This is a genomic window from Stenotrophomonas sp., from assembly GCF_059505245.1.
Genome location: NZ_JCACKF010000028.1, coordinates 1 through 21,559, shown reverse-complemented (window position 1 = coordinate 21,559; position 21,559 = coordinate 1). Strand labels below are relative to the sequence as shown.

13 protein-coding genes and 3 tRNA genes are annotated in these 21,559 nt (G+C 67.0%); 10 read left to right on the top strand and 6 right to left on the bottom strand.

All coding sequences use genetic code 11. The features are described from left to right. Window positions 1-9 precede the first annotated feature (9 nt). The 4 genes from AC5JLE_RS11485 (at window position 10) to ychF (ending at window position 3,678) form a co-directional block, all read left to right on the top strand. The gene (locus tag AC5JLE_RS11485; protein WP_005415400.1) at window positions 10-969 is read left to right on the top strand and encodes a ribose-phosphate diphosphokinase; all 960 of its coding nucleotides are present in this window, start codon (window positions 10-12) and stop codon (window positions 967-969) included. A 108-nt stretch (window positions 970-1,077) separates the two neighbouring features. Next, window positions 1,078-1,695 carry a 50S ribosomal protein L25/general stress protein Ctc gene (locus AC5JLE_RS11480; protein WP_010481743.1) on the top strand — a complete coding sequence of 206 codons (618 nt, stop codon included), beginning with the start codon at window positions 1,078-1,080 and terminating at the stop codon, window positions 1,693-1,695. Window positions 1,696-1,743: 48 nt separating this feature from the next. Beyond that, a complete protein-coding gene (gene pth / locus AC5JLE_RS11475) occupies window positions 1,744-2,322 on the top strand; it encodes an aminoacyl-tRNA hydrolase (protein WP_049416981.1) in 579 nt (192 codons plus the stop codon). Between the two features lie 264 nt (window positions 2,323-2,586). Beyond that, a complete protein-coding gene (gene ychF, locus AC5JLE_RS11470; RefSeq protein ID WP_014646036.1) occupies window positions 2,587-3,678 on the top strand; it encodes a redox-regulated ATPase YchF in 1,092 nt (363 codons plus the stop codon). A 503-nt stretch (window positions 3,679-4,181) separates the two neighbouring features. On the opposite strand, the gene AC5JLE_RS11465 is transcribed toward ychF, so the two are convergent. From AC5JLE_RS11465 to AC5JLE_RS11440, 6 genes are all read right to left on the bottom strand, one after another. After that, entirely contained in the window at window positions 4,182-7,490 is a 3,309-nt protein-coding gene (locus AC5JLE_RS11465) for an autotransporter family protein (RefSeq protein WP_496065318.1), read from the bottom strand. Window positions 7,491-7,752: 262 nt separating this feature from the next. After that, window positions 7,753-8,394, bottom strand: coding sequence for a response regulator (locus AC5JLE_RS11460; protein ID WP_014036089.1), 642 nt, complete (start codon window positions 8,392-8,394; stop codon window positions 7,753-7,755). Further along, window positions 8,391-11,618: a hybrid sensor histidine kinase/response regulator gene (locus tag AC5JLE_RS11455; protein ID WP_241884050.1), complete on the bottom strand. Its 3,228-nt coding sequence runs from the start codon at window positions 11,616-11,618 to the stop codon at window positions 8,391-8,393. Before AC5JLE_RS11455 ends, AC5JLE_RS11460 begins: the two co-directional genes overlap by 4 nt. Before the next feature lie 127 nt (window positions 11,619-11,745). Beyond that, window positions 11,746-12,966, bottom strand: a complete 1,221-nt coding sequence (locus AC5JLE_RS11450; RefSeq protein WP_032956914.1) for an EAL domain-containing response regulator — start codon at window positions 12,964-12,966, stop codon at window positions 11,746-11,748. Beyond that, the gene (locus tag AC5JLE_RS11445; RefSeq protein WP_241884051.1) at window positions 12,963-15,734 is read right to left on the bottom strand and encodes a response regulator; all 2,772 of its coding nucleotides are present in this window, start codon (window positions 15,732-15,734) and stop codon (window positions 12,963-12,965) included. The genes AC5JLE_RS11450 and AC5JLE_RS11445 overlap by 4 nt, the downstream gene beginning before the upstream one ends. Before the next feature lie 163 nt (window positions 15,735-15,897). Further along, on the bottom strand, window positions 15,898-18,636 hold the full coding sequence (locus tag AC5JLE_RS11440; protein WP_241884052.1) for a TonB-dependent receptor plug domain-containing protein: 2,739 nt from the start codon (window positions 18,634-18,636) through the stop codon (window positions 15,898-15,900). 169 nt (window positions 18,637-18,805) lie between these two features. On the opposite strand from AC5JLE_RS11440, the gene AC5JLE_RS11435 reads away from it, so the two are divergent. The 6 genes from AC5JLE_RS11435 to AC5JLE_RS11410 form a co-directional block, all read left to right on the top strand. Further along, window positions 18,806-19,825 carry a cyanophycinase gene (locus AC5JLE_RS11435; RefSeq protein WP_241884053.1) on the top strand — a complete coding sequence of 340 codons (1,020 nt, stop codon included), beginning with the start codon at window positions 18,806-18,808 and terminating at the stop codon, window positions 19,823-19,825. A gap of 109 nt (window positions 19,826-19,934) precedes the next feature. Beyond that, window positions 19,935-20,951 (top strand): isoaspartyl peptidase/L-asparaginase family protein, encoded by a 1,017-nt coding sequence (locus AC5JLE_RS11430; protein WP_100449372.1) that lies wholly within the window; start codon window positions 19,935-19,937, stop codon window positions 20,949-20,951. Window positions 20,952-21,088: 137 nt separating this feature from the next. Then, window positions 21,089-21,174: transfer RNA gene (locus tag AC5JLE_RS11425), tRNA-Tyr, on the top strand. 24 nt (window positions 21,175-21,198) lie between these two features. Continuing rightward, window positions 21,199-21,272 (top strand) — tRNA-Gly (locus tag AC5JLE_RS11420). Between the two features lie 49 nt (window positions 21,273-21,321). Next, a tRNA-Thr gene (locus AC5JLE_RS11415) sits at window positions 21,322-21,397 on the top strand. A 41-nt stretch (window positions 21,398-21,438) separates the two neighbouring features. Beyond that, on the top strand, window positions 21,439-21,559 hold a 121-nt coding region (locus AC5JLE_RS11410), incomplete at its 3' end, for a GTP-binding protein (protein ID WP_049419246.1).

The window sequence follows — 21,559 nt, the reverse complement described above, 5'->3', positions numbered from 1 at the left end:
ACAATCATGATGCAAGAGTCCCCGAACCTGCTGGTCTTTTCCGGCAACGCCAACAAACGTCTGGCGCAGAACATCTGCAAGGAACTGGGGGTCCGCCCGGGCAAGGCGTTGGTGTCGCACTTCTCCGATGGTGAAGTGCAGGTGGAAATCGAAGAGAACGTCCGCAAGCAGGACGTGTTCGTGATCCAGCCGACCTGCGCGCCGAGCGCGGAAAACCTGATGGAACTGCTGGTGCTGATCGACGCGCTCAAGCGCGCATCGGTGGCCAGCGTGACCGCCGTGGTGCCGTACTTCGGCTACTCGCGCCAGGACCGCCGCATGCGTTCCTCGCGCGTGCCGATCACCGCCAAGCTGGCGGCCAAGATGTTCAGCACCGCTGGCGCTGATCGCGTGCTGACCGTCGACCTGCACGCCGACCAGATCCAGGGCTTCTTCGATATTCCGGTGGACAACGTGTATGCGTCCCCGCTGCTGCTGGCCGACATCTGGCGCGCCTACGGCACCGAGAACCTGATTGTTGTCTCGCCGGACGTGGGCGGCGTGGTCCGCGCCCGTGCGGTGGCCAAGCGCCTGGATGACGCCGACCTGGCGATCATCGACAAGCGCCGCCCGCGCGCCAACGTCTCCACCGTGATGAACATCATCGGTGACGTCGAAGGCAAGACCTGCGTGATGGTCGATGACATCGTCGATACCGCCGGCACCCTGTGCGCCGCTGCCGCTGCCCTGAAGGCGCGCGGTGCGCTCAAGGTCGCCGCCTACTGCACCCACGCGGTGCTGTCGGGCCCGGCGGTGGACAACATCACCAATTCCCAGCTCGACGAGCTGGTGGTGACCGACACCATCCCGCTGAAGGACGCAGCGCGGGTGTGCAGCAAGATCCGCCAGCTGAGCGTGGCGGAAATGCTGGCCGAAACGATGCGCCGCATCGCCTTCGGCGAGTCGGTCAGCTCGCTGTACGTCGACTGAGTTTTCGTCCCTGCCGGCAACGGCGGGGACATACCCGGATGCTTCTGGTCGCGGAAGCATCTTCAACCGCCACGCCGCAGGGCGCGGCAACAACCTGAGTAGTCGAAAATGTCGAAGACCCATGAAATCAAGGTCACCAAGCGTGAACTGCAGCGTAAGGGTGCGAGCCGCCGCCTGCGTCACGCTGGTGTGATCCCGGCCATCGTGTACGGCGGCAACGCCGAGCCGGTCGCCATCAGCCTGGACCACAACGAAATCTGGCTGGCCCAGCAGAACGAGTGGTTCTATGCCTCGATCCTGGACCTGAACCTGGATGGCCAGGTGCAGAAGGTCCTGCTGCGTGACATGCAGCGCCACCCGTACAAGCAGCTGATCATGCACCTGGACTTCCAGCGCGTGAACGAGAACGAAGCCCTGACCGCTTCGGTCCCGCTGCACTTCGTCAACGAAGACACCTCGCCGGCCGGCAAGGCTGCCGACGTCGTGGTCACCCACGAACTGAAGGAAGTGACCATCACCTGCCTGCCGAAGGACCTGCCGGAGTCGATCGAAGTCGACCTGGGCGAGCTGAAGGCCGGTGACGTCGTGTACCTGTCCAACATCAAGCTGCCGAAGGGCGTGGAAATCCCGGCGCTGGCGCTGGGCAAGGACCACGACGACGCCATCGTCACCGCCAAGGCCGGCAAGGCCGACGAGGCTGACGAAGAAGCGGCTGCCGCCGAGTAATACCGTTACGGTGCCTGCCTCCGGGCAGGCACCGTACTGGAAGGAACCATGGCAGGACTGCGACTGATCGTCGGTCTGGGCAATCCCGGATCGGAACACGCCCGGACCCGGCACAATGCCGGGTTTCATTTCGTTGAGGCCCTGGCGGAAAAAGCCGGTGCGCGATGGAATGTGGACAGCAAGCTGTTCGGCGAGACCGCCAAGGTCGAGATCGCCGGGCAGACGGTGTGGCTGCTCAAGCCCGCCACCTTCATGAACCTCAGCGGCAAGTCGGTCACCGCCGCGCAGCGGTTCTGGAAGATCGAGCCGGAGGAAACCCTGCTGGCGCACGACGAGCTGGACCTGCCGCCCGGTGCGGCGCGACTGAAGTTCGACGGTGGCCACGGCGGCCAGAACGGCCTGCGCGATACCATCCGCCTGCTCGGCCACGGCAAGTTCCATCGCCTGCGTGTGGGCATCGGCCACCCCGGCCACAAGGACCGCGTGGTGGGTTGGGTGCTGGGGCGCCCGTCCAAGGAGGATGACGTGCTGATCGCACGCGCCATCGACGATGCGATCGACGTGCTGCCGCTGGCGGTGCAGGGCGATTTCAACGAAGCGATGAAGCGGCTGCACACCCCGAAATAGCCGGTAGGTACCGACCGTTGGTCGGTACGGAACCAACCAGAGCGGTAGGTATCGACCGCTGGTCGATACGGAACCAACCAGACCGGTAGGTATCGACCGCTGGTCGATACGGAGCCAACCAGAGCGGTAGGTATCGACCGTTGGTCGATACGGAGCCAACCAGAGCGGTAGGTATCGACCGCTGGTCGATATGGAGAATGATTGGAAAAGCAGCGCCCAGGCCGCTGTTTCCCCAATCACTTTCACCCCAGAGAGCTGTCACCCATGGGTATCAAATGCGGCATCGTCGGCCTGCCCAACGTCGGCAAGTCGACCCTGTTCAATGCGCTGACCAAGGCGGGCATCGCCGCGGCGAACTTCCCGTTCTGCACCATCGAACCGAACGTCGGCATCGTGCCGGTGCCGGATCCGCGCCTGAACGAGCTGGCGGGCATCATCAACCCGCAGAAGGTCATCCCGACCGCGGTCGAGTTCGTCGACATCGCCGGCCTGGTCGCCGGTGCCGCCAGCGGTGAGGGCCTGGGCAACAAGTTCCTGGCGCACATCCGCGAAGTCGATGCGATCACCCACGTGGTGCGCTGCTTCGAGCACGGTGACATCGTGCACGTGGCCGGCAAGGTCGACCCGATCTCGGACATCGAAACCATCGACACCGAACTGGCGCTGGCCGACCTGGACAGTGTCGAGAAGGCGCTGAACCGTGCCGAGCGTGCGGCGAAGGGTGGCGACAAGGATGCGGCGGCGCGCAAGCCGGTGCTGGCCAAGCTGCAGGCTGCACTGTCGGAGGGCAAGGCTGGGCGCTCGGCCGGGCTGGACGAGGAAGAGAAGGCGCTGGTGCGCGACCTGTTCCTGCTGACCCTGAAGCCGGTGATGTACATCGCCAACGTGCTGGAAGACGGTTTCGACAACAACCCGCACCTGGAAGCCGTGCGTGCGCATGCTGCCGCCGAAGGCGCGCAGGTGGTGCCGGTGTCGGCCGCGATCGAAGAAGAGCTGTCCCAGCTCGACGACGAAGACCGCGATACCTTCCTGGCGGACCTGGGCCTGAGCGAGCCGGGCCTGAACCGCGTGATCAACGCGGCCTACAGCCTGCTCGGCCTGCAGACCTACTTCACCGCCGGCGTGAAGGAAGTCCGTGCGTGGACCGTGCGCAAGGGCGCAACCGCCCCGCAGGCCGCGGCGGTCATCCACACCGACTTCGAGAAGGGCTTCATCCGCGCTGAAACGATCGCGTATGACGACTTCATCAAGTACAAGGGCGAAGCCGGCGCGAAGGAAGCCGGCCGCCTGCGCCTGGAAGGCAAGGAGTACCGCGTGCAGGAAGGCGACATCCTGCACTTCCGCTTCAACGTCTGATCCTGCGGCATCGGATCGACCCCGGACGCCCCGCCCTGTGCGGGGCGTTCGCGTTTCCGGTGATGGACAAAAAAACACCAGGCTGCGAAACGCTTGCGGTGTGACGTTCGCCGGTACTTGTCCACAGCAAACTCCCATCGCTTTCCACGTCGGGTGTGGAAAACCCCGCGCGCCTCTGTAGAGCCGAGCCTGCGCTCGGCTCAGGTTGGCATCAGCCAAGCATGGGCTCGGCTCTACGAGGCTTGGCGGTGCGGTGTGGACAAATTTTCACCACGCTTCGAAACGCCTGCGGTGCAATGCTCACAACTACTTGTCCACACCTAGTTCCCATCGCTTTCCACGCGCGTTGTGGAAAAGAACTGCAGACGTGGACAAAAACTCACCACGCCCGGAAGCGCCTGCCCCGCAACGCTCGAACCCACTTGTCCACACCAAACCCCCATCGCTTTCCACGCCGCATGTGGAAAAAGTGCCCGGCATTCCCTTGCCGGGCACGTCCCGCGTCACCAGGTGTACGACACGCCCAGCTGGGCACCGACGTCGTGGAAGCCCATGCCACCGCTCTGCCGGCTCAGTTCACCCCAGCCGCGCCAGCCGCCGGACAGATCCACCTGCACGCCGGCCTTGGCTTCGTAGATGTCACGCGGCAACTGCCGCTGCAGGCGCTCGCCGTCCATTGTCAGGCCCGCACCATTGCCGCCGGACCACCAGTTCACCGCCACGTACGGGTGCACCTGGCCCTGCGCCGGGCTCAACCCACGGCTGTACAGGCGCAGGCCGAGGCGGGTGCTGGTCTCGCCACCACCGCGGTCCTCGACCACCGTGCCGTTGGCCTCGACCACGCGGTCGCTGTCATAGCGGCTGTGCACCACCTGCACCTGCGGTTCCAGGTAAATGCCGCGCTGCGCGGTGCGCCGCAGGGGCAGCACATAGCCGGCCTCGGCCGACGCACTCCAGTTGCGGGCGTCATAGCGCTCCTTCTGCAGGCCTTCGCCCTGCACGCTGTTGCGGAAGCGGCCGTATTGCAGCCAACCATCCACATAGGCGCCGCCTTGCATGTGCGCATCCTGCAGCCAGGTAGCATAGGCACCCACGCTGGTGCCGGTGACCACGCCACGCGCGGTGTAGCCGGTCACCTGCGAGCGGCTGTCATTGCGCGCGCGGCCGTGGCCGAGCATCGCACCGGCCTGCAGCTCGCCCGTGCCACCCACTTCGAAGCGGCGGCCGACGCCGACCAGCATGCTGCTGATCTGCCCATCGACCTGGACCTGGCGGTTGCGGTCGTGGCTGTCGGGCTGCGCGCTGCGAAGGTGCATCCAGGCCACGGCATCGCCGCTGGCACTGGCCACGGCGGCGGGATCACCGGCGCGGTCGTGCAGGCTGTGCCGGAACATGCCCAGTGCGGCGCTGCGGTTGGCCAGGTAGGCCGCCGGTTCCGGGCGTTCCACCTGCGGGCGCGGCGGATCGATCGGCGGCTCCGGCGGCAATGGTGGATCGATCGGCGGCTCCGGCGGCAACGGCGGATCGATCGGCGGCTCCGGCGGTGACGGTGGGTCGACCGGCGGTTCCGGCGGCTGCGGCGGGTCGACCGGCGGATCCGGCGGCTGCGGCGGGTCGATCGGGGGATCCGGCGGCTGCGGCGGATCGACCGGCGGCACGTATTCCGAGCGCAGGTACCAGTTGCCATCGTCCGGGGTCGACACACCGCCCTTGAACAGGAAGTAGTCGTAGGCACCGGCAACCGCGCGCCCCTGCAGGCTGAATTGTGCATCCGACTGGCCGGCCACGGTGATCAGGCGGATGCCCTCCTGGGTCAGCGCACCGGCGCCGCCGGCATTGCGCACACTCACGCTGGCGGTGCCGCTGCTGTTGCCGTTGATCACCAGCTGGTCGCCCAGCGAAGTGTCGTCGCCCAGCGCGCGGTTGAAGATCCACTGGCCACCGTTGCCCACGTAGTCGCCGCTGACGGTAACGGTCTTGAAATCGCCGGCCGCCGGCGCATCGAAAGCGATGGTGCCGGCGTGTTCGAGCGTGCCGACGCTGGAACTGGCGCGTACGTTCCACTGGCTGCTGCCATCCAGCGCCAGTTGTGCGACCTGGTAGCCGGAGTCGTTGCGCAGGGCGCCGCTGAACGTGGTGCCGTTGCCCAGCACCATGTGCACCTCAGCCGTTGCGCTGTCGACCACCACGTCACCGCGCAGCATGCTGGCGTCGGCGCTGAAGTCGATGCGACTGGTCGCCACGCTGCTGCCGTTGGTGAACACGGTGTCGCTGACCCGCAGCAAGCGGCCACTGCCGTCGCCCGCAGTCACGTCGCTGCCATTGACGGTCAGTGCGTGATTGCTGCCCTGCAGCCAGAACGCGGGGCCACTGGCGGTCTCGATGTGGCTGTCATTGAAGGTGGCACGGTTCCAGTACGGGCCGAACGCGGTCAGGTAGGAGCGGTAGCCGCCGCTGTTGCTGCCGGTCATGCGGATATCCAGGCGATCGGCCTGGGTCAACCGCGCGGTGTTCATGTGCACGATGCCGAACACGTTCTCGCCATCGCTGCGGATCGCAACGGTATCGAGCAGCGCGGTGGCGGTGGAGCCGCCGATGAACACGCCACCGCCGCCGTTGCCGCGCACGTCGATCACGCTGCCGTTGGCTTCGACGCGGCTGGCGGTGCTGCCGGTGGAGCCGGTCACGCGCACGCCGTAGGTCGCATCACCGTGCGTGGTGATCCGGCCGCCCTGCACGGTGGCAACTCCGCCGGCGATCTCAACGCCATAACCGTAGGTGTCGGTCCAGGTGTCGATGCTGCTGTCGGTCAGCTGCAGGCGCGACTCATCGCTGGCCAGCCAGAATCCGGAGTAGCCATCACGAACATCGAACGCGGCATCGCTTGCGGTCAACTGTCCCCAGCTGTTGATGTTCACGCCATAGCCACCGACGGTGTAGAAGCTGCCGCCGTTGATCACTGCACTGGAATAGGTCTTGCTGATGCGGCTGCCGAGCAGGCGCATGCTGCCGCCCACCGAATGGGCTTCCACGTTCTCCAGCAGCAGGCTGCCGCCGCTGTCGATATCGAACCAACCGCCCTGCAGGTAGGTGTCGTACAGCTCGGCGCGGCTGCCCACGCCGTTGGCCGCCACGCCGGCAAGGATGCCACCGGGGGCGAGGGTGATGCGGCTGTTGCGGATCGTCAGCAGGCCGGCACTGTCGGCGCGCAGGCGGGCACCGCCGTCGGCGCTCATCCGCAGATCGGCCAGGTGCAGCTCGCTGCCCTTGCCGGATGCACCGGCCAGCGTGCCACCGGTCCCGGTCATTGAAAGACTGCCCCCGGCATAGTGGATCACGCCACCGTTGTAGGCCTGCACGCTGCCGAATCCGCTGCCGTTGCGCGTGGCATCGATGTCGACATCGCGCGCATCGATCACGCTGCCGGCACCATTGGCATACAGCGCATAGAAGCCCGTGCCGGTCGCCGGTGCGATCGACAGCGTTGCGTCGCGCAGCTGCACCTGGCCACCATTGGCAGCGGACACGCCGCTGCCATTGCCGGTCACGTGGATGCGGCTGCCGTCGATCAGCGCATTGCTGCCGGTACCGGTGACCGCAAGTGCGAAGCTGCCCGCACTGTGGGTGAGGACGTCGTCGGCACCCAGCTGCAGGGTGTCACCGTCGTTGACCAGCAGCGGGCCGGTGAGGTCTGCGGCATGCGCCGGCAGGGCTGCCCACAGCGCAGTGGCCAACAGGCTGGGAATGAGGGGTACGCGCTTTCCGTGCGCGCGCCCGTACGCACGGCCGTGCCGTGTGGGGGAGGCGTTCATGCTGATGGACTTCCTGTGGCAGGGCGCAGCGAGGCTGCGCGGACTGACGCGGCAGGGCCGCGTCGCTGCGGAAGTCCCACGCCACGGCAATTGCAGGCGCCATCGGACTTCCGTCCCCCACGGCGATGCGGCAACAGCCGGCAGGCGCACCTTGGCGGGATGTCTCCAGCCTAGAAATCGGCACTGTCCGATGGAATCAGGCGTTTCCTAAAGCGGTTGCAGGCCCCGTCGCAGGGCCGGCGGGATTCAGCCGGGAGTGGCCTCAGCCGAACAGCGAGGCCTGCAAGCAGTACTCGATCAGCGCCTGGTCGCTGTCCACACCGAGCTTGCGCATCGCGCTGATCTTCTGCGTGCTGACCGTCTTGGCGCTGCGCTGCAGCTGGCGTGCGATGTCGCCCACGCTCATGCCACTGGTGAACAGGCGGATCACCTCCAGCTCGCGCGGCGACAGCCGCGCACGGACCGCATCCGCATCGGCCGGTTCGCTCGCGGCTACCGGCAGCAGTCCCGGGGGGCGGTAGACGCGATCGGCCAGCACCACGCGCAGGGCCTGTACCAGGCTGCCCAATCCATGGCTCTTGAGCACCACGCCACCGGCGCCGGCGGCATACATCGCCGCGACCAACGACGGATTGGACACCATCGTCAGCACCAGCAGGCGCGTCTCCGGGAAGCTGCGGCGCAGGAACGAGATCAGCTTGATGCCGTCCCCGAAGCGATCGCCTCCCGGCATGCTGTAGTCGGTGATCACCGCCTGTGGCCGGGTCCGGGTCATCAGCTCGATCAGCGTCGCCGGATCGGCCGCTTCGCCCACGATGTCCAGGTCCAGTTCCCCGGCCAGTACGTCGCGGATGCCGGCAAGCACGATCGGGTGGTCGTCGGCGATGAGGATCCGTGTGGTCATGGCAGGGTCGGGTCGTCGGGAAGGGAGGGGGATGCAGCGTCGCGCAACGGATGCAGCAGCTGCTCGAGGCGTCGCTGGAACCCGGCAAGAGCGGCCGCCTGGGTGGCCAGGTCATCGCCGCCGGCAAGGCACTGTTCGATCTGCAGGCCGCTGTCGACCAGCGCAGGTGCACCGACGATCACCAGCGCGCCGCGGATGCGGTGCAGAACCTGCGCCACCCTGGCGGGATCGGCAGCGGCGATCGCCTGGCGCAGGCTGTCCAGGTCGGCCTGCATGGTCTGTACGAACAGCGACTGCATCTTCGCGGGAACCTGCAGCGGGGGATCCTTGTCGTGCGACGCAGTGGACGCAGGGCGCTCCTGCATCGCGACGGCCGGTGCATCACCGTCGGTGATCCGGGTCAGCAGGCGCTGCAGGGCTTCCAGCGTGATCGGCTTGACCAGCACGCCCTGCATGCCCGATTCCTGGCAGCGTTGGCGTTCGGCCGGGTCGGCATTGGCCGTGGCGCCGTGGATGGGCACGCTGACACCCCGTGCCCGCAAGGCACGGGCCAGGCCGTAGCCATCCAGCCCGGGCATGTTCAGGTCGGTCAGCACCAGCGCGAACGCCCCTTGTTGCCAGTAGCCCAGCGCTTCATTGCCATCGCTGGCGACCACGGCGCGGCAGCCGAGCTGTTCCAGCTGGTCGCGCAGGATCGCCTGGTTGATCGGGTTGTCCTCGGCGACCAGCACCTGCAGGCCGAAATGGCGCGTCGCCGGCAGGCGCCCTCCGGCGCTGGCCGCCAGCGGTTGGCCGCTGGCCGCGGCCAGGGCCAGCACGATCGCGTCGAATCGATGCAGGCCGACCTGCCAGGCGCCATCGACCTGCCGTGGCCGCACCCCGCCTTCGCGGCAGGCGATCACGCGCGGTCCACCCGCCCATGCGGGCAGAGGGTCGTCCAGGACCAGCTCGAGCAGCACGGCGGACGATGGCAGGCCTGCTGCGCTGTCCTCCCGGTACACGCTGGCCTGTGCACCGCGCTGCTGCAGGCGCTCGCACAGCGATTGCACCAGTTCGCGCACGCTGCCCCGCACCTGTACCTGCAGGCCGGCGGGTAGTTGCGGCGGCGGGGCCTGCTGTGGATCCGGTGGAGCCGAGGGCAGCGGCAGTTCGACGCTGAAGCTGCTGCCCAGGCCGCTCTCGCTGACCACGCGCAGCTGGCCTTCCATCAACGCCACAAGATGCGCGCAGATGGCCAGCCCCAGGCCGGTGCCGCGCATCGCATCGGTGCCCGGGTTGGCCTGGAAAAATGGCTCGAACAGATGCGCCTGGTGTTCGCTGGCAATGCCGATACCGGTATCGGCCACCTGCCATTGCAGCCAGCAGCGTTGCTCCTGCCAGCGTGCCGAAACACGGACCACCACGCGCCCGCTGTCGGTGAACTTCAGTGCGTTGCTGATCAGGTTGTTGAGCACCTGTCGGATCCGCGCGGCATCACCGCACACCCCGGGCGGTACGTCGGCATCGATGCAGGCGTAGAACTGCAGCCCCTTGTTGGCGGCCGCGGCAGCATACGAGTCGAGCGCGTCCTCGGTCAGCCGCACTGGATCGAATGGGCTTGGCTCCAGGCTCAGTTGCCCGGCCTCGGCCTTGCTGACATCCAGGATGTCGCTGATCAGCTGCATCAGGGTCGAGGACGAACGCTGGATCGTTGCAAGGTAGTCCTGTTGCCGTGCATCCAGTGGCGTCAGCCCCAGCAGTTCAAGCGTGCCGAGCACACCGTACAGCGGCGTGCGGATCTCATGGCTCATCGTGGCCAGGAACTGGCTCTTCGCGCGGTTGGCCTGGTCGGCGGCGCGGCGCGCCTGCTGCAGCACCTGTTCGGCTTCATGCTGGCTGCTCAGGTCAATGAACAGGCACAGCACCGCCGGCTCACCGCGATAGCGCGCCGGTGTCGCCGTTACCAGCAGGTGGCGGCCTTCGGGCGTGGCGTAGGCCAGGCCATCGCCCAGCGTGGTGCCGCCGGCAGCCAGTACGCTGCGCCGCCACGGGCCATGCCAGCCGCCGGCATGATAGTCCTCGCCCAGCCAGCGGCGGGCGAGGGCGTTGTCCAGCAGCACATTGCCATCGGTACGACGCAGCAGGCACAGCCCGATCGGCGCGTTGTCCAGGATCGTGCGACTGAAGGCTTCGCTTTCCAGCAGGCGCGCGTGGTTGCTGCGCAGCGGCTCGATGACCGAACGCCGGTACGCGCGCAGCACCAGCGTGCCGCCCAGTGCCAGCAGCAGGGCGACCACGGTCGCGCCCAGCAATGGCCCCTGCGGGTGCTGGAACACCTGCCGCCAGCCGACGTGGTAGACCGCCAGCCAGCCGCGCTCGCTGCGCATGCGGAACTGCAGGCCAGCGAGGCCGGCCTGCCAGGAGGTGCCAGCCTCGCTGGCATCGGCTGCATCGCCCAGCAGGCGCTGGCCGTTGGCATCGAACAGCGACAGCCGCTGGAACACCGGGACACCCAGCACCTGGCGATAGTCATCGACACGGCCAGGATCGAGCAGGCAGGCCAGTGCGGCCTGCGAGTCCTTGTCGTCCTCACCCCACAGGCGCGCATCCTGCGGGGCGTGGGCGATGGCCAGCAGCCAGGTCTGCCGGTCGCGCCATGGCACGCCCACCCAGACGATGCCACCACGTTGCACCGCCGGTCGCGTACCCAGCACCCGGTGGATGTCGGCGATCGCCGGGCGCAGGTGATGCGGGCTGTTCTGGCTCGCGTCGGTACCGGCGATCTGTACCGGTGCCAGCAGCCCGCGCGTGCCTTGGCCATCGACCAGCAGGCATTGCGGCGGTGGATAGCGCGAGGCCGACCAGAACGTGCCGTAGAAGCGCAGGAAACGGTCGCCCAGTTCAGTCGGTGGCGAAAGACTGGCCCCCTCGCTTCCGATCACCGCAAAGTTGGCGAACAAGGGCCCGCGTTGCAGCTCCACGCTGGCATCGGCCACCGGCTGCCCATGCGTGCCGACATCATGCAGCCGCCACTGGCGCAGGAAGCGCTCCTGCTCGCGCAGCGTGCCGTCCAGGCGGCGGAAGTGGTACTCGATCTTGCTGCGCTCTTCGTTGAACAGCTGCGAGCCGGCCGACAGCAGCAGTCCGGCCTGCAGCGTGGCCAGCACCACAACGCCGATCAGCAGGGCGTGGACGCGCAGTGAGCGGCGAGCGAGTCGGCGTACAGGAGCGGCCTCGGCCGGCATGGCAGGTCTCAGGGCAGGGAGCGGTCAGCGGCACCATGGGCAGCAACGGAGGGACATCCGCCACCGCTGCACAGACAGGATCGTCAATGCCACTTGATGATTTCGTGAAGCGGACGTGGAATCCGTGTCAGCGCAGGGCGGCTCGCGGCGACTCGTCCAACTGCGGCGCTTCTTCGTCCAGCAGGCGGGTGAACTCGTCCGACGGCAGCGCCTGCGAGATCAGGAAGCCCTGCACTTGGCTGCACCCCAGCTGGCGCAGGGCAGCCAGGTCGGCATCGCTTTCCACGCCCTCTGCCACGATGGTCAGGCCCAGCTGGTTGGCCAGCGCGATCACCGTCGACAGGGTCAGGTGCAAGGCCGGGTCGCGCGCGCATCCGCTGACCAGCGCGCGGTCGATCTTGACCTCGGTGAAAGGGGTATTGACCAGGTTGTGGACCGAGCTCAGGCCCTGCCCGAAATCGTCCTGGGCCAGGCCGAAGCCCTTCATGCGCAGGCGGCAGGCGCCGGCATAGAAGTCGCTGACGTGCCGCGTGGTGCTGTTTTCCATCAGTTCGAAGCACAATTCACCGGGCGTACCGCCGTTGGCCAGGGTCAGTGCCAGCAGTTCGTCGGGCAGGTCCGACTGCTCCAGCAGGTGAGGGGGCAGGTTGATCGATACCGGTACCCGGAACCCTTGCTTGCGCCAGCGTGCCTGCGCGCTGATGCTGGCCTTGAGCATCATCCGCAGCAGATCGCCCTCCAGCCCGTAGCGGCAGATTGCCGGCAGGAAGCTGCCAGCGGCCAGCGTGCCCAGCTGCGGATGTCGCCAGCGCACCAGTGCTTCGGCCGCCACCACGCGTCCTGACTGCAGTGACTTCTTCGGTTGGAACCAGGCCGTCAGGCTGCCATCGGCCATGGCCTGGCGCAGCTGCGATGCATCCGGTTCGGGCGCAGCCGCCGCGCGCGTAGGGGCCTCGCCGGCGGCCGGACGCGCCTGCGCCAAGGCCTCGAACAGGGCGTCCACATCGGCGGCCGCCACCGGCTTGGGCAGCAGGCCGACCACATCCAGCCCCAGCGATTCGGCCATCAGCCGTGCCGAGGTCATCATCCGCCGCGGGGCCGCGCTGACCACCGCGAGGCGTGGCGGGCGCGGCTGTGCCGCCAGCGCCTGGATGAACTGGATGCCGTCCTGCCCGGGCATCAGCAGGTCGCTGACCACCAGGTCGTAGGGCTGGCACGCACACAGCGCGATGGCCGCATCCACGTCTTCGCAGGCGTCGACCTGCACGCCTGCGTGGCTGCCGAACAGGTTGGCCAGGAAACCACGCTGGAAGGGCTGGTCTTCCAGGATCAGGACACGCTGGGTCATGCGGGGTCTCCTTGGCGCAGTGAGGTGAGCGCCTTGCGCAGGCGTGCGATGTCGATGGGTTTGCTCAGGTAGCCCTGCATGCCACTGGCCAGGCAGCGCTCGCGCTCCTCGGCAGTGGCATTGGCGGTGGCGCCGATCACCGGCACCGGGTTGCCGTCCTCGCGCAGCTGCCGGGCCAACGCGTGGCCGTCCATGCGCGGCATGTTGATGTCGGTCACCACCAGATCGAAAGACTGCTCTCGGCATCGCTGCAGGGCTTCCACGCCGTCCTGTGCCAGCTCCACGTCGCAGCCGAGGGTGCGCAGCTGCTCGGCCAGGATCACCCGGTTGATCGGGTTGTCTTCGACGGCCAGCACGTGCAGGCCCAGCGGCATCGGCGTTGCCGCGCGCGATGTTTCCGGCAGCGCCGCACGTTGCTGCTGCACGTTGGCCAGTGCATTGCCGATCGCGGTCATCCCATGCAGGGTCACCACCAGGCTGCCATCGGCGGCAACGGTGGGCTGGTCGCCGCCGTCGATCGATGCCACCACGCGAGGGCCTGCCCAGGCCAGCGGCATCCCGGCCTCGCCGTCCATCAGGATCGCGCCGTCATGGTCCAGCAGTGCAGGGTCGCCCTGCAGGGGCTGTGCGTTGGCACCCCAGCGACGCAGCCAGCCGCAGGCACTGTCGACCAGTTCGCGATCACGGCCGCGCACCAGGATCGGCGGCTCCGGCAGCAGGGTCGGGCCATCCTCGGCGGCGGCCAGCACCGGCAAGGGCAGGCGCACGCTGAAGCTGCTGCCCAGGCCGGGCTCGCTCACCACCTGCAGCTCGCCGCTCATCAGGCGCACCAGGCGGTCGCTGATGGACAGGCCCAGCCCGGTGCCCTGTGCACTGGCCGCGCCGCGGACCTGGCGGAACGGTTCGAACAACCGCGCCTGTTCCTCCGCGGCGATGCCCACGCCGGTATCGGTGACCTGCCAGGCCAGCACGCTCGATTCACCTTCGCGCTGTACCTGGCGCACGCGCAGTACCACCCGGCCATGCTCGGTGAACTTGATCGCGTTGCTGAGCAGGTTGCCCAGCACCTGGCGGATGCGGTCGGCATCACCCAGCACGCGCGTGGGCAGGCGCGGGTCGGTGCAGACCAGGATCTGCAGGCCCTTGCAGGTGGCCGATGCGGCGAAGCTGCGCAGCACGCTCTCGGTCAGCTCGCGCGGCGAGAACGGCGCCGGCTCCAGGCTGAGCTGCCCGGATTCGATCTTGGAAACATCCAGCACATCGCTGATCAACTGCAGCAGGACCGATGAGGAACTCTCGATGGTGCGCAGGTACTGCGACTGCCGGGCGTCCAGCGAGGTGTGCCCGAGCAGCTCCAGCGTGCCCAGCACGCCGTAGAGCGGAGTACGGATTTCATGGCTCATGGTGGCCAGGAACGCGCTCTTGGCCTGGTTGGCCGCATCGGCGGCCTGGCGTGCCGACGACAGCGCGGCCTGTGCCTGGCGGTGCCGGGAAATGTCATGGAACACGCACAGCAGCACGTCGTCGCCCTGGTAGCGGCAGGCCGCGTGCAGCACCTGCAGCTGACGACCGTCGCGGGTGGTGAATTCCAGTCCACGCCCGCGCTCGCCGGCATGTCCGCGCCATGGCGCCTGCCAGTCGCTGTGTTCGCCTTCTTCGCCAAGCCAGTCGCGTAGCAGCTGGTTGGAGAGCAGCAGCGCGCGGTCGCTGCGGCGCAGGACGCAGATGCCGACCGGCGCCATGTCGATCACCGTCGAACTGAAATCCAGGTTCTCCAGCAGCCTGCGCTGTTGCTGCAGGGCCGGCTGGATCAGCTGGAGGTCCACGCGATGCCGCAGCAGGCGCAGCGCGACGCCGGCCAGCAGCAGCAACAGCGCGCAGACCAGCAGCGGCACCGCCAGGTCACCCAGCAGGAGTTGCGACGGCAGGTGGTAGACCAACCGCCAGCCGTCGTTGCCGACACTTTTCACCAGCGCTACACCGCGCGGAAGCCCGCCACTCCACAGCGTGCCGAAGCTGTCGTCCTGGCGTTCCCGCAGGGTCTTCCAGCCCGCACCATCCAGACGCGGGGTCTGGCTGGACAATGCCGGCTGCCCCGCACGGTCGAGCAGCGCATAGCCGCCGATGCCCTGGCCGTCGATCATGCTCGCCGCCGCCGCGCCATCGAGCAGCAGCACCAGCCACTGCGTCGGATGCGGGCCGGCCTGTACCGGCTGCGCCAATGCAACGCCACTGTCACCCGGGCGCAGCCAGTGCACCGGGTCGGCCGCCTCCAGGCTGCCGCTGCGTGCCTGCAGCGCACGCAGCGATGGCAGGTGCGCCAGGTCCACGTCGACCTCGCCGCCGGCCAGCCAGTGCGTGCCGTGCGCATCGACCAGCAGCAGATGCGTCTGCAGTGCCTGCAGCGTGTGTTCGGCGCGCGCTGACAACAGCAGCCGCTGGCCCGGTTGGCCGCCAGCACCATCCAGCGGCACCTGGCGCATGCCTTCGCTGTCCGCCGCAGGTGCATCCGGGTTGCCCCTCACTACCGAATCGCCCAGATAGCGCAGCAGGGCTTCGCGCTGGTCGAAATAGATCTGGGCCCTGTAGGCCGCTGCATTCATCTCGCGGCGATGGGTCGAGATGTTCTCGGTGAATGCCGTGAGCAGGTAGAAGCCGGCCGCGGCGGCCAGGCAGACGAAGACGCACACGGTCAGGCAGCGCAGCAGCACCGACGCGGTGGTCGATGGCACGGCCTGCTGCAGCGAAGGGCGGGGGAAGCGGAACATGCAACGATGCTAGGGAGCGGCGCGCGCGGCGCGGAATCAGCTGTTTCCTAAAATCCCCGGCTGGCCGGTCGGGCCGGAGCCTGCGCGCGGGTACCGTTCAGGCGGCGGAAAAAAAGAACCCCCGCCGAAGCGGGGGTCTCCTGTATCTGCGCTGGCCGGGCGCTTACAGCGCGCTGCCACCGAACTTGTGGGTGTACTGCAGGTTGATCGTGCGCCCCACGCTGTCGAACCAGGACACGTCGTAGTACGGGTATGCAGTGTAGGTACGGTCCTTCGGCGGCATCTTGTTGAACACATTGACCACCGACAGCGACAGGCGCGAGTGGTCGTCGAAGCGGTACTGCAGCGAGGCGTTGTAGCGATAGGTCGCCTTCACGTACGGGCTGTCGCCGCTGTCCCAGTCGAACACCTGGTCGTAGCTGTCCGAGGTCGGCAGCTTGCCCAGGCGCGAACCGTACACCGTTGCCGACCACGCATCCTTTTCCCAGGTCACGCTCAGGCTGGTCTTGGTGCGTGGGATGTCGAAGCCGCTGTTCACTGCGAACTGGTCTTCGGTGCGGTCGCCCGGGTAGCGCTGGAAGTCATGCTTCTTCACCCAGGTGTGGGTGCCGTTGAAGATGAAGTCGCCGATGCCCGTCTGCAGGCGGTAGCGCAGGCCGACGTCGATGCCGGAGGTGGATTCGCGGGCGACGTTGATCGGCGCCACGCGCACGCCATACAGGCGCCCGTCGTTGCTGCGGGTGATGCGGGCGAGTGCATCCACGCAGGTCGGCGCGGTGATGTCGGCGCTGCCCAGGCGGCAGTTCGCTTCGTTGGCCAGGATCGTGCGCACGTCCATGTCCTGCACCTGGTCGCGCATGTCGATGTCGAACCAGTCCACCGACAGGTCCAGGCCGACGGCCGGCGACCAGACGAAGCCGGCACTCCACGAGGTGCTGGTTTCCGGGTCGAGCTGGCGGTTGCCGGTGCGGCTGCGGATCAGGTTGCGCTCGTAGTCGGCGCAGTCGGTGGCGCCGTCGGCGCGGCAGCTGTACAGGTCTTCGGCGGTGGTCTCATCGTTGCCCGGGCCGGCGAATACATAGTGCAGGTCCGGCGCACGGAACGCGGTGCCATACGAACCGCGCACCAGCAGCGTGTCGATCGGGCGCCATTCCAGGCCACCGCTCCAGGTCGCCTTGCCGATGGTGTGGCCGGAATAGCGGTACTGGTCGTAGCGGCCGGCCACGCTCAGGTTGACCGTTTCGTGCAGCGGCATGCGCAGCTCGGCCGCCGTAGCCCAGCGGTTGCGCGAACCTTGGCCGTCCGAATCCTTCCAGCTGTAATAGTAGTACTGGGTCGCCAGCGGATCAGGATTGAGCGAGTACGCCTGCTGGCCCACTTCCACGGTCGCGGCGAAACCGGCGTCACCGCCGGGCAGGCCGAACAGCGCGGAATTGGTCAGAGTGAATGCCGCCGTCTCCGTGCGCGACTTCGGCGTGTAGGTGGTACGCGCGGCGATCGAATCGTACTCGGCGCGGGTCAGCGGCCGGTACAAGCGTGACGGGTCGGCGTTGTAGATCGGGAAACCGTCGTCATCCACGCCCAGCTGCGGGCCGAGGAACAGGTCATTGGCCTTGGCGGCGATGATCTGCGCCCAGCTGATCCGCGACTGGTACTGCGAATGGCTCAATGCCGCTTCGTAGTCCCAGTTGCCGGCCAGGTTGCCCTTGAAGCCGGTGGTCACGCTGAAGGTCTTCTGCGTGCTGCGCACCATGGCATTGCGCAGGCCACCCATTTCCTCGGGCGAGAACTGGCGCTGCCAGAACTCGATCTCGCCGGTGGCTTCGTTGTTGAAGTAGCCCGACTCATCGCCGTTGGCGTCCATGCGGCCCCACTTGGTGACGTCGCGCATCAGCGACATCGTGTGGTAGCCCAGCTGCACGTCGGCGAACCACTGCTGGCCATTGTCGAAGTCATGGCTCAACGACGCGTAGCCGTTGGCACCGCGGCGCTTGCTGAGGATGGTGCCGTAGCCGATCGAGCTGTCGCTGCCACAGTAGTAGCCGTACTTCGGGCGGTAGGCGCGGTAGGTGCTGCCCTGGTTCTGGCCGGACAGCGCTTCGCAGGTGGCGGCGCCGGGGTCCAGATAGTCATCGTTGTAGTCGGTGCGCAGGTACGCACGGCGCGCGATGCGCGAACCCTCGGTGGGGCCGTCCTGGGTCGAGTCCTGGATGTCGCGCTCATAGGCCCACAGCGGCGTCTGCGCCTGCAGTTCCACGCTGTACACCGCGTTGAAGTTGCCACGGCTGAAACCGCTGGCGATGCTCATGTCGAACGACTCGCCACCGCCTTCAGTGGTGGTGCCCATGCGCATGTCGATCGTGGTGCCGTCGGCCTTCTTCTTCAGGATGAAGTTGACCACGCCGGCGATCGCGTCCGATCCATAGATGGCCGAGGCGCTGCCGGTCAGTACTTCAATGCGCTCGATCATCCCCAGCGGAATGTTGGAGACATCGGTGAAGTTGCTGCGGCCCTTGAACGGCATCGGGAAGTCGGCGATACGGCGGCCATTGACCAGCACCAGCGTGTGGTTAGGGCCCAGGCCGCGCAGGTCCACCTGCTGGGCACCCGGCGAGAAGTCGGCGCCGCTGGAAGACTGCTGGCTCTGCGTCTCACCGCCGTTCTGGGTCATCGCACGCAGCACGTCCGGCACGCTGGTGAAGCCACTGGAGCGGATCTGTTCGGCGTTGATCACCGTGATCGGGGCGGGGCCTTCCACCTGGGCGCGCGGAATGCGCGAACCGGTGACCTGCACCGCGTCCAGTTGTTGTACCGGAGAGGACGTCGGAGCCTGGGCGGCCGCGGAAGCAGCCACACCCATCAACGCTAGCTGGATCGACCACGCCATCGCCTTTCTACGCATGAGGAATTCTCGGAAATGAAGCCGGCCCGCAGAGGAGGGGCCTGTCCCCCATTCAGATTTCCGGAATGGGCGCGCGCATTTAACGCCTTTTTTATGTCCTTGACTACTGGGTCCCTATCTGGCAAAGAGTGAAAACGCTTGCAAGTCGATTTTGTTCAGGGAGATCAAGATGCGACGCGTTCACCGGACCCTGCGTACCCCTGTTGCCTGGCTGGCGCTGCTCATGCTGGCCTGGCCGTCGGCCGCGCCCGCGCAGGATCTGCAGGGCCCGGGCTTTTCCTATTACGAGGTCGGCGACCTTGAGGCCCCACGTCCCGGGCCGCGTGCATCCGCGATGATGCTGATGGGCGGTGGCGAGTGGGTGCCGGATGCCTTCCAGTGGTGGTTGAAGCAGGCAGGCAATGGCCGTGTACTGATCCTGCGTGCCTCCGGTGGCAATGAACTGCAGGACCGCCTGTACCGCCAGATCGGCGGCACCACCGCGGTACAGACGCTGGTCTTCGACAGCCGCCGCGGTGCCGATGATCCAGCCGTGCTGCGCGTGGTCGCTGCGGCCGATGCCATCTTCATTGCCGGCGGCGACCAGTCGCGCTACATCCGCTTCTGGAAGGGCACCGCACTCAACCGCGCGCTCAACGCCCATGTACGCGCCGGCAAGCCGATTGCCGGTACCAGCGCTGGCCTGGCCATCCTCGGCGGCTATGCCTATGGCGCCATGGATGGCGGCAGCATCAGCTCGGCCGGTGCGCTGGCCGATCCGATGGGCAGCGCAGTCACCATGGACAGTGGCTTCCTGCAGATGCCCTACCTGCAGCGCGTGGTCACCGACACCCATTTCGACAAGCGTGACCGCCTTGGCCGCCTCATCGTGTTCGTGGCACGCGCCGCGCAGGACAGCGGCGACCCTGACATCGTCGGCATCGGCGTTGATGAGGACACCGCCCTGTGCGTGGAGCCCGATGGCCAGGCCCAGGTCTACAGCGCTGATGGCGAGGGCAAGGTCTGGGTGGTCAGCCCCGGTCGTGATGCCGATCGCCTGGTCGAGGGCGAACCATTGCGCTTCCATGCCGTTCCGGTGACCGTGGTCGCCAGTGGCAGCCGCATGCGCCTGGACGATTTCCAGGCCGAGGCCGACTACCAGGCCGTGGCCGACATCAGCGACGGCGAGATCGAGTTCACGCTTCGGTAGCGCCGGCCGCTGGCCGGCAACTCACTTTCCCTGAGCTGATGCGCCCCTTGCGGCCAGCGGCCGGCGCTACCCTGCAATCCATTCCCTTGTCCTGCTGGAGACGTACCTGATGAAACTGCGCTTGGCGCTGTCCGCGCTGCTGTCCTTTCCATTGATCGCCCAGGCCGCCCCGGCTGCGTCGCCATTGCTGGTCATCCATGGCGGCGCCGGCGTCGAACGCAAGGACCTGTCGCCGGCCGAAGAGAAGGCTGCGCGCGATGCGTTGCGCGCCGCACTGCTGAAAGGCCATGCCGAACTGGCGGCCGGTCGTCCGGCGCTTGCAGCGGTCACTGCGGCAATCACCGTGCTGGAGGACGATCCGACCTTCAACGCTGGCAAGGGCGCAGTGTTCACCCATGACGGCCACAACGAGCTGGATGCGGCGGTGATGGACGGTGCCACCCAGGCAGCAGGTGCGGTGGCCGGCGTGCAGCGGGTGCGTAACCCGATCCTGCTGGCGCAGACCGTGATGCAGAAGTCCAGGCACGTGATGATGGTAGGGCAGGGTGCCGAAGCCTTCGCGGTGGAGCAGGGCATTGCTCTGGTTGATCCCTCCTACTTCCGCACGGAGAAGCGTTGGCAGCAGCTGCAGCGCGCGCTTAAGGAAGAGGTCAATGGCCAGGCCCATGCCGACCTGGAGACCGCAAAGCACTTCGGTACCGTCGGTGCGGTCGCGCTGGATGCGCAGGGGCAGCTGGCCGCCGGCACCTCCACGGGCGGCATGACCAACAAGCGCTATGGCCGGGTGGGTGACTCGCCGATCATCGGCGCCGGCACCTGGGCCGATGCGCGCTGTGCGGTGTCGGGCACCGGCTGGGGCGAGTACTACATCCGCACCGCGGCCGCGCACGAGATCTGTGCGCGCATGCGCTACCAGGGGCAGAGCCCGGAGCAGGCCGGCAAGGGCGTGATCAACGAGACGATTCCGCAGATGGGCGGCGACGGTGGAGCGATCGTGCTTGCCGCGGACGGCAGAATGGCCACGCCGTTCAACACCCAGGGCATGTATCGGGGCTGGATCGGCGCCGACGGAGTCCCCCATGTCGCAATTTTCGCCAGCGAGACCCTGCCGGTCCCCGGTCAATAACCTTGCGTATCAATGGGTTTGCGACAACGTGTGAAAAAGATGGAAAAAAGCGTTGACAGCCCCCCGTCCCATCAGCAGAATAAGCGGCTCACCACCACACACCGCAACGCTTCGGCGGCAACGGAATGGGGTGGTAAGGAGGGATACCCAAGCGGCCAACGGGGGCAGACTGTAAATCTGCTGGCTTACGCCTTCGGTGGTTCGAATCCACCTCCCTCCACCAGTTTCACGTTGTGACATTCCCAGCGCGGGAGTAGTTCAATGGTAGAACCTCAGCCTTCCAAGCTGATGGTGCGGGTTCGATTCCCGTCTCCCGCTCCATTGAATGAACTTTGAATCTTATCGAGTTCATGTCATAATGCAAAACTCGGCTCACGTAGCTCAGTCGGTAGAGCACTTCCTTGGTAAGGAAGAGGTCGAAGGTTCGATTCCTTTCGTGAGCACCATCTTAAGCATCACCTCTCAGACGAATTCGAGATAAGCAGCCATGGCCAAGGGTAAGTTCGAGCGCACCAAGCCGCACGTCAATGTCGGCACCATCGGTCACGTCGACCACGGCAAGACCACGCTGACCGCCGCACTGACCAAGATCGGTGCCGAGCGCTTCG

Excerpts from the sequence above, each read along its gene's own strand:
- AC5JLE_RS11485 (WP_005415400.1), top strand. The coding sequence starts at position 10 with ATGCAAGAGTCCCCGAACCTGCTGGTCTTTTCCGGCAACGCCAACAAA.
- AC5JLE_RS11480 (WP_010481743.1), top strand. The coding sequence starts at position 1,078 with ATGTCGAAGACCCATGAAATCAAGGTCACCAAGCGTGAACTGCAGCGT.
- pth (WP_049416981.1), top strand. The coding sequence starts at position 1,744 with ATGGCAGGACTGCGACTGATCGTCGGTCTGGGCAATCCCGGATCGGAA.
- ychF (WP_014646036.1), top strand. The coding sequence starts at position 2,587 with ATGGGTATCAAATGCGGCATCGTCGGCCTGCCCAACGTCGGCAAGTCG.
- AC5JLE_RS11465 (WP_496065318.1), bottom strand. The coding sequence starts at position 7,490 with ATGAACGCCTCCCCCACACGGCACGGCCGTGCGTACGGGCGCGCGCAC.
- AC5JLE_RS11460 (WP_014036089.1), bottom strand. The coding sequence starts at position 8,394 with ATGACCACACGGATCCTCATCGCCGACGACCACCCGATCGTGCTTGCC.
- AC5JLE_RS11455 (WP_241884050.1), bottom strand. The coding sequence starts at position 11,618 with ATGCCGGCCGAGGCCGCTCCTGTACGCCGACTCGCTCGCCGCTCACTG.
- AC5JLE_RS11450 (WP_032956914.1), bottom strand. The coding sequence starts at position 12,966 with ATGACCCAGCGTGTCCTGATCCTGGAAGACCAGCCCTTCCAGCGTGGT.
- AC5JLE_RS11445 (WP_241884051.1), bottom strand. The coding sequence starts at position 15,734 with ATGTTCCGCTTCCCCCGCCCTTCGCTGCAGCAGGCCGTGCCATCGACC.
- AC5JLE_RS11440 (WP_241884052.1), bottom strand. The coding sequence starts at position 18,636 with ATGCGTAGAAAGGCGATGGCGTGGTCGATCCAGCTAGCGTTGATGGGT.
- AC5JLE_RS11435 (WP_241884053.1), top strand. The coding sequence starts at position 18,806 with ATGCGACGCGTTCACCGGACCCTGCGTACCCCTGTTGCCTGGCTGGCG.
- AC5JLE_RS11430 (WP_100449372.1), top strand. The coding sequence starts at position 19,935 with ATGAAACTGCGCTTGGCGCTGTCCGCGCTGCTGTCCTTTCCATTGATC.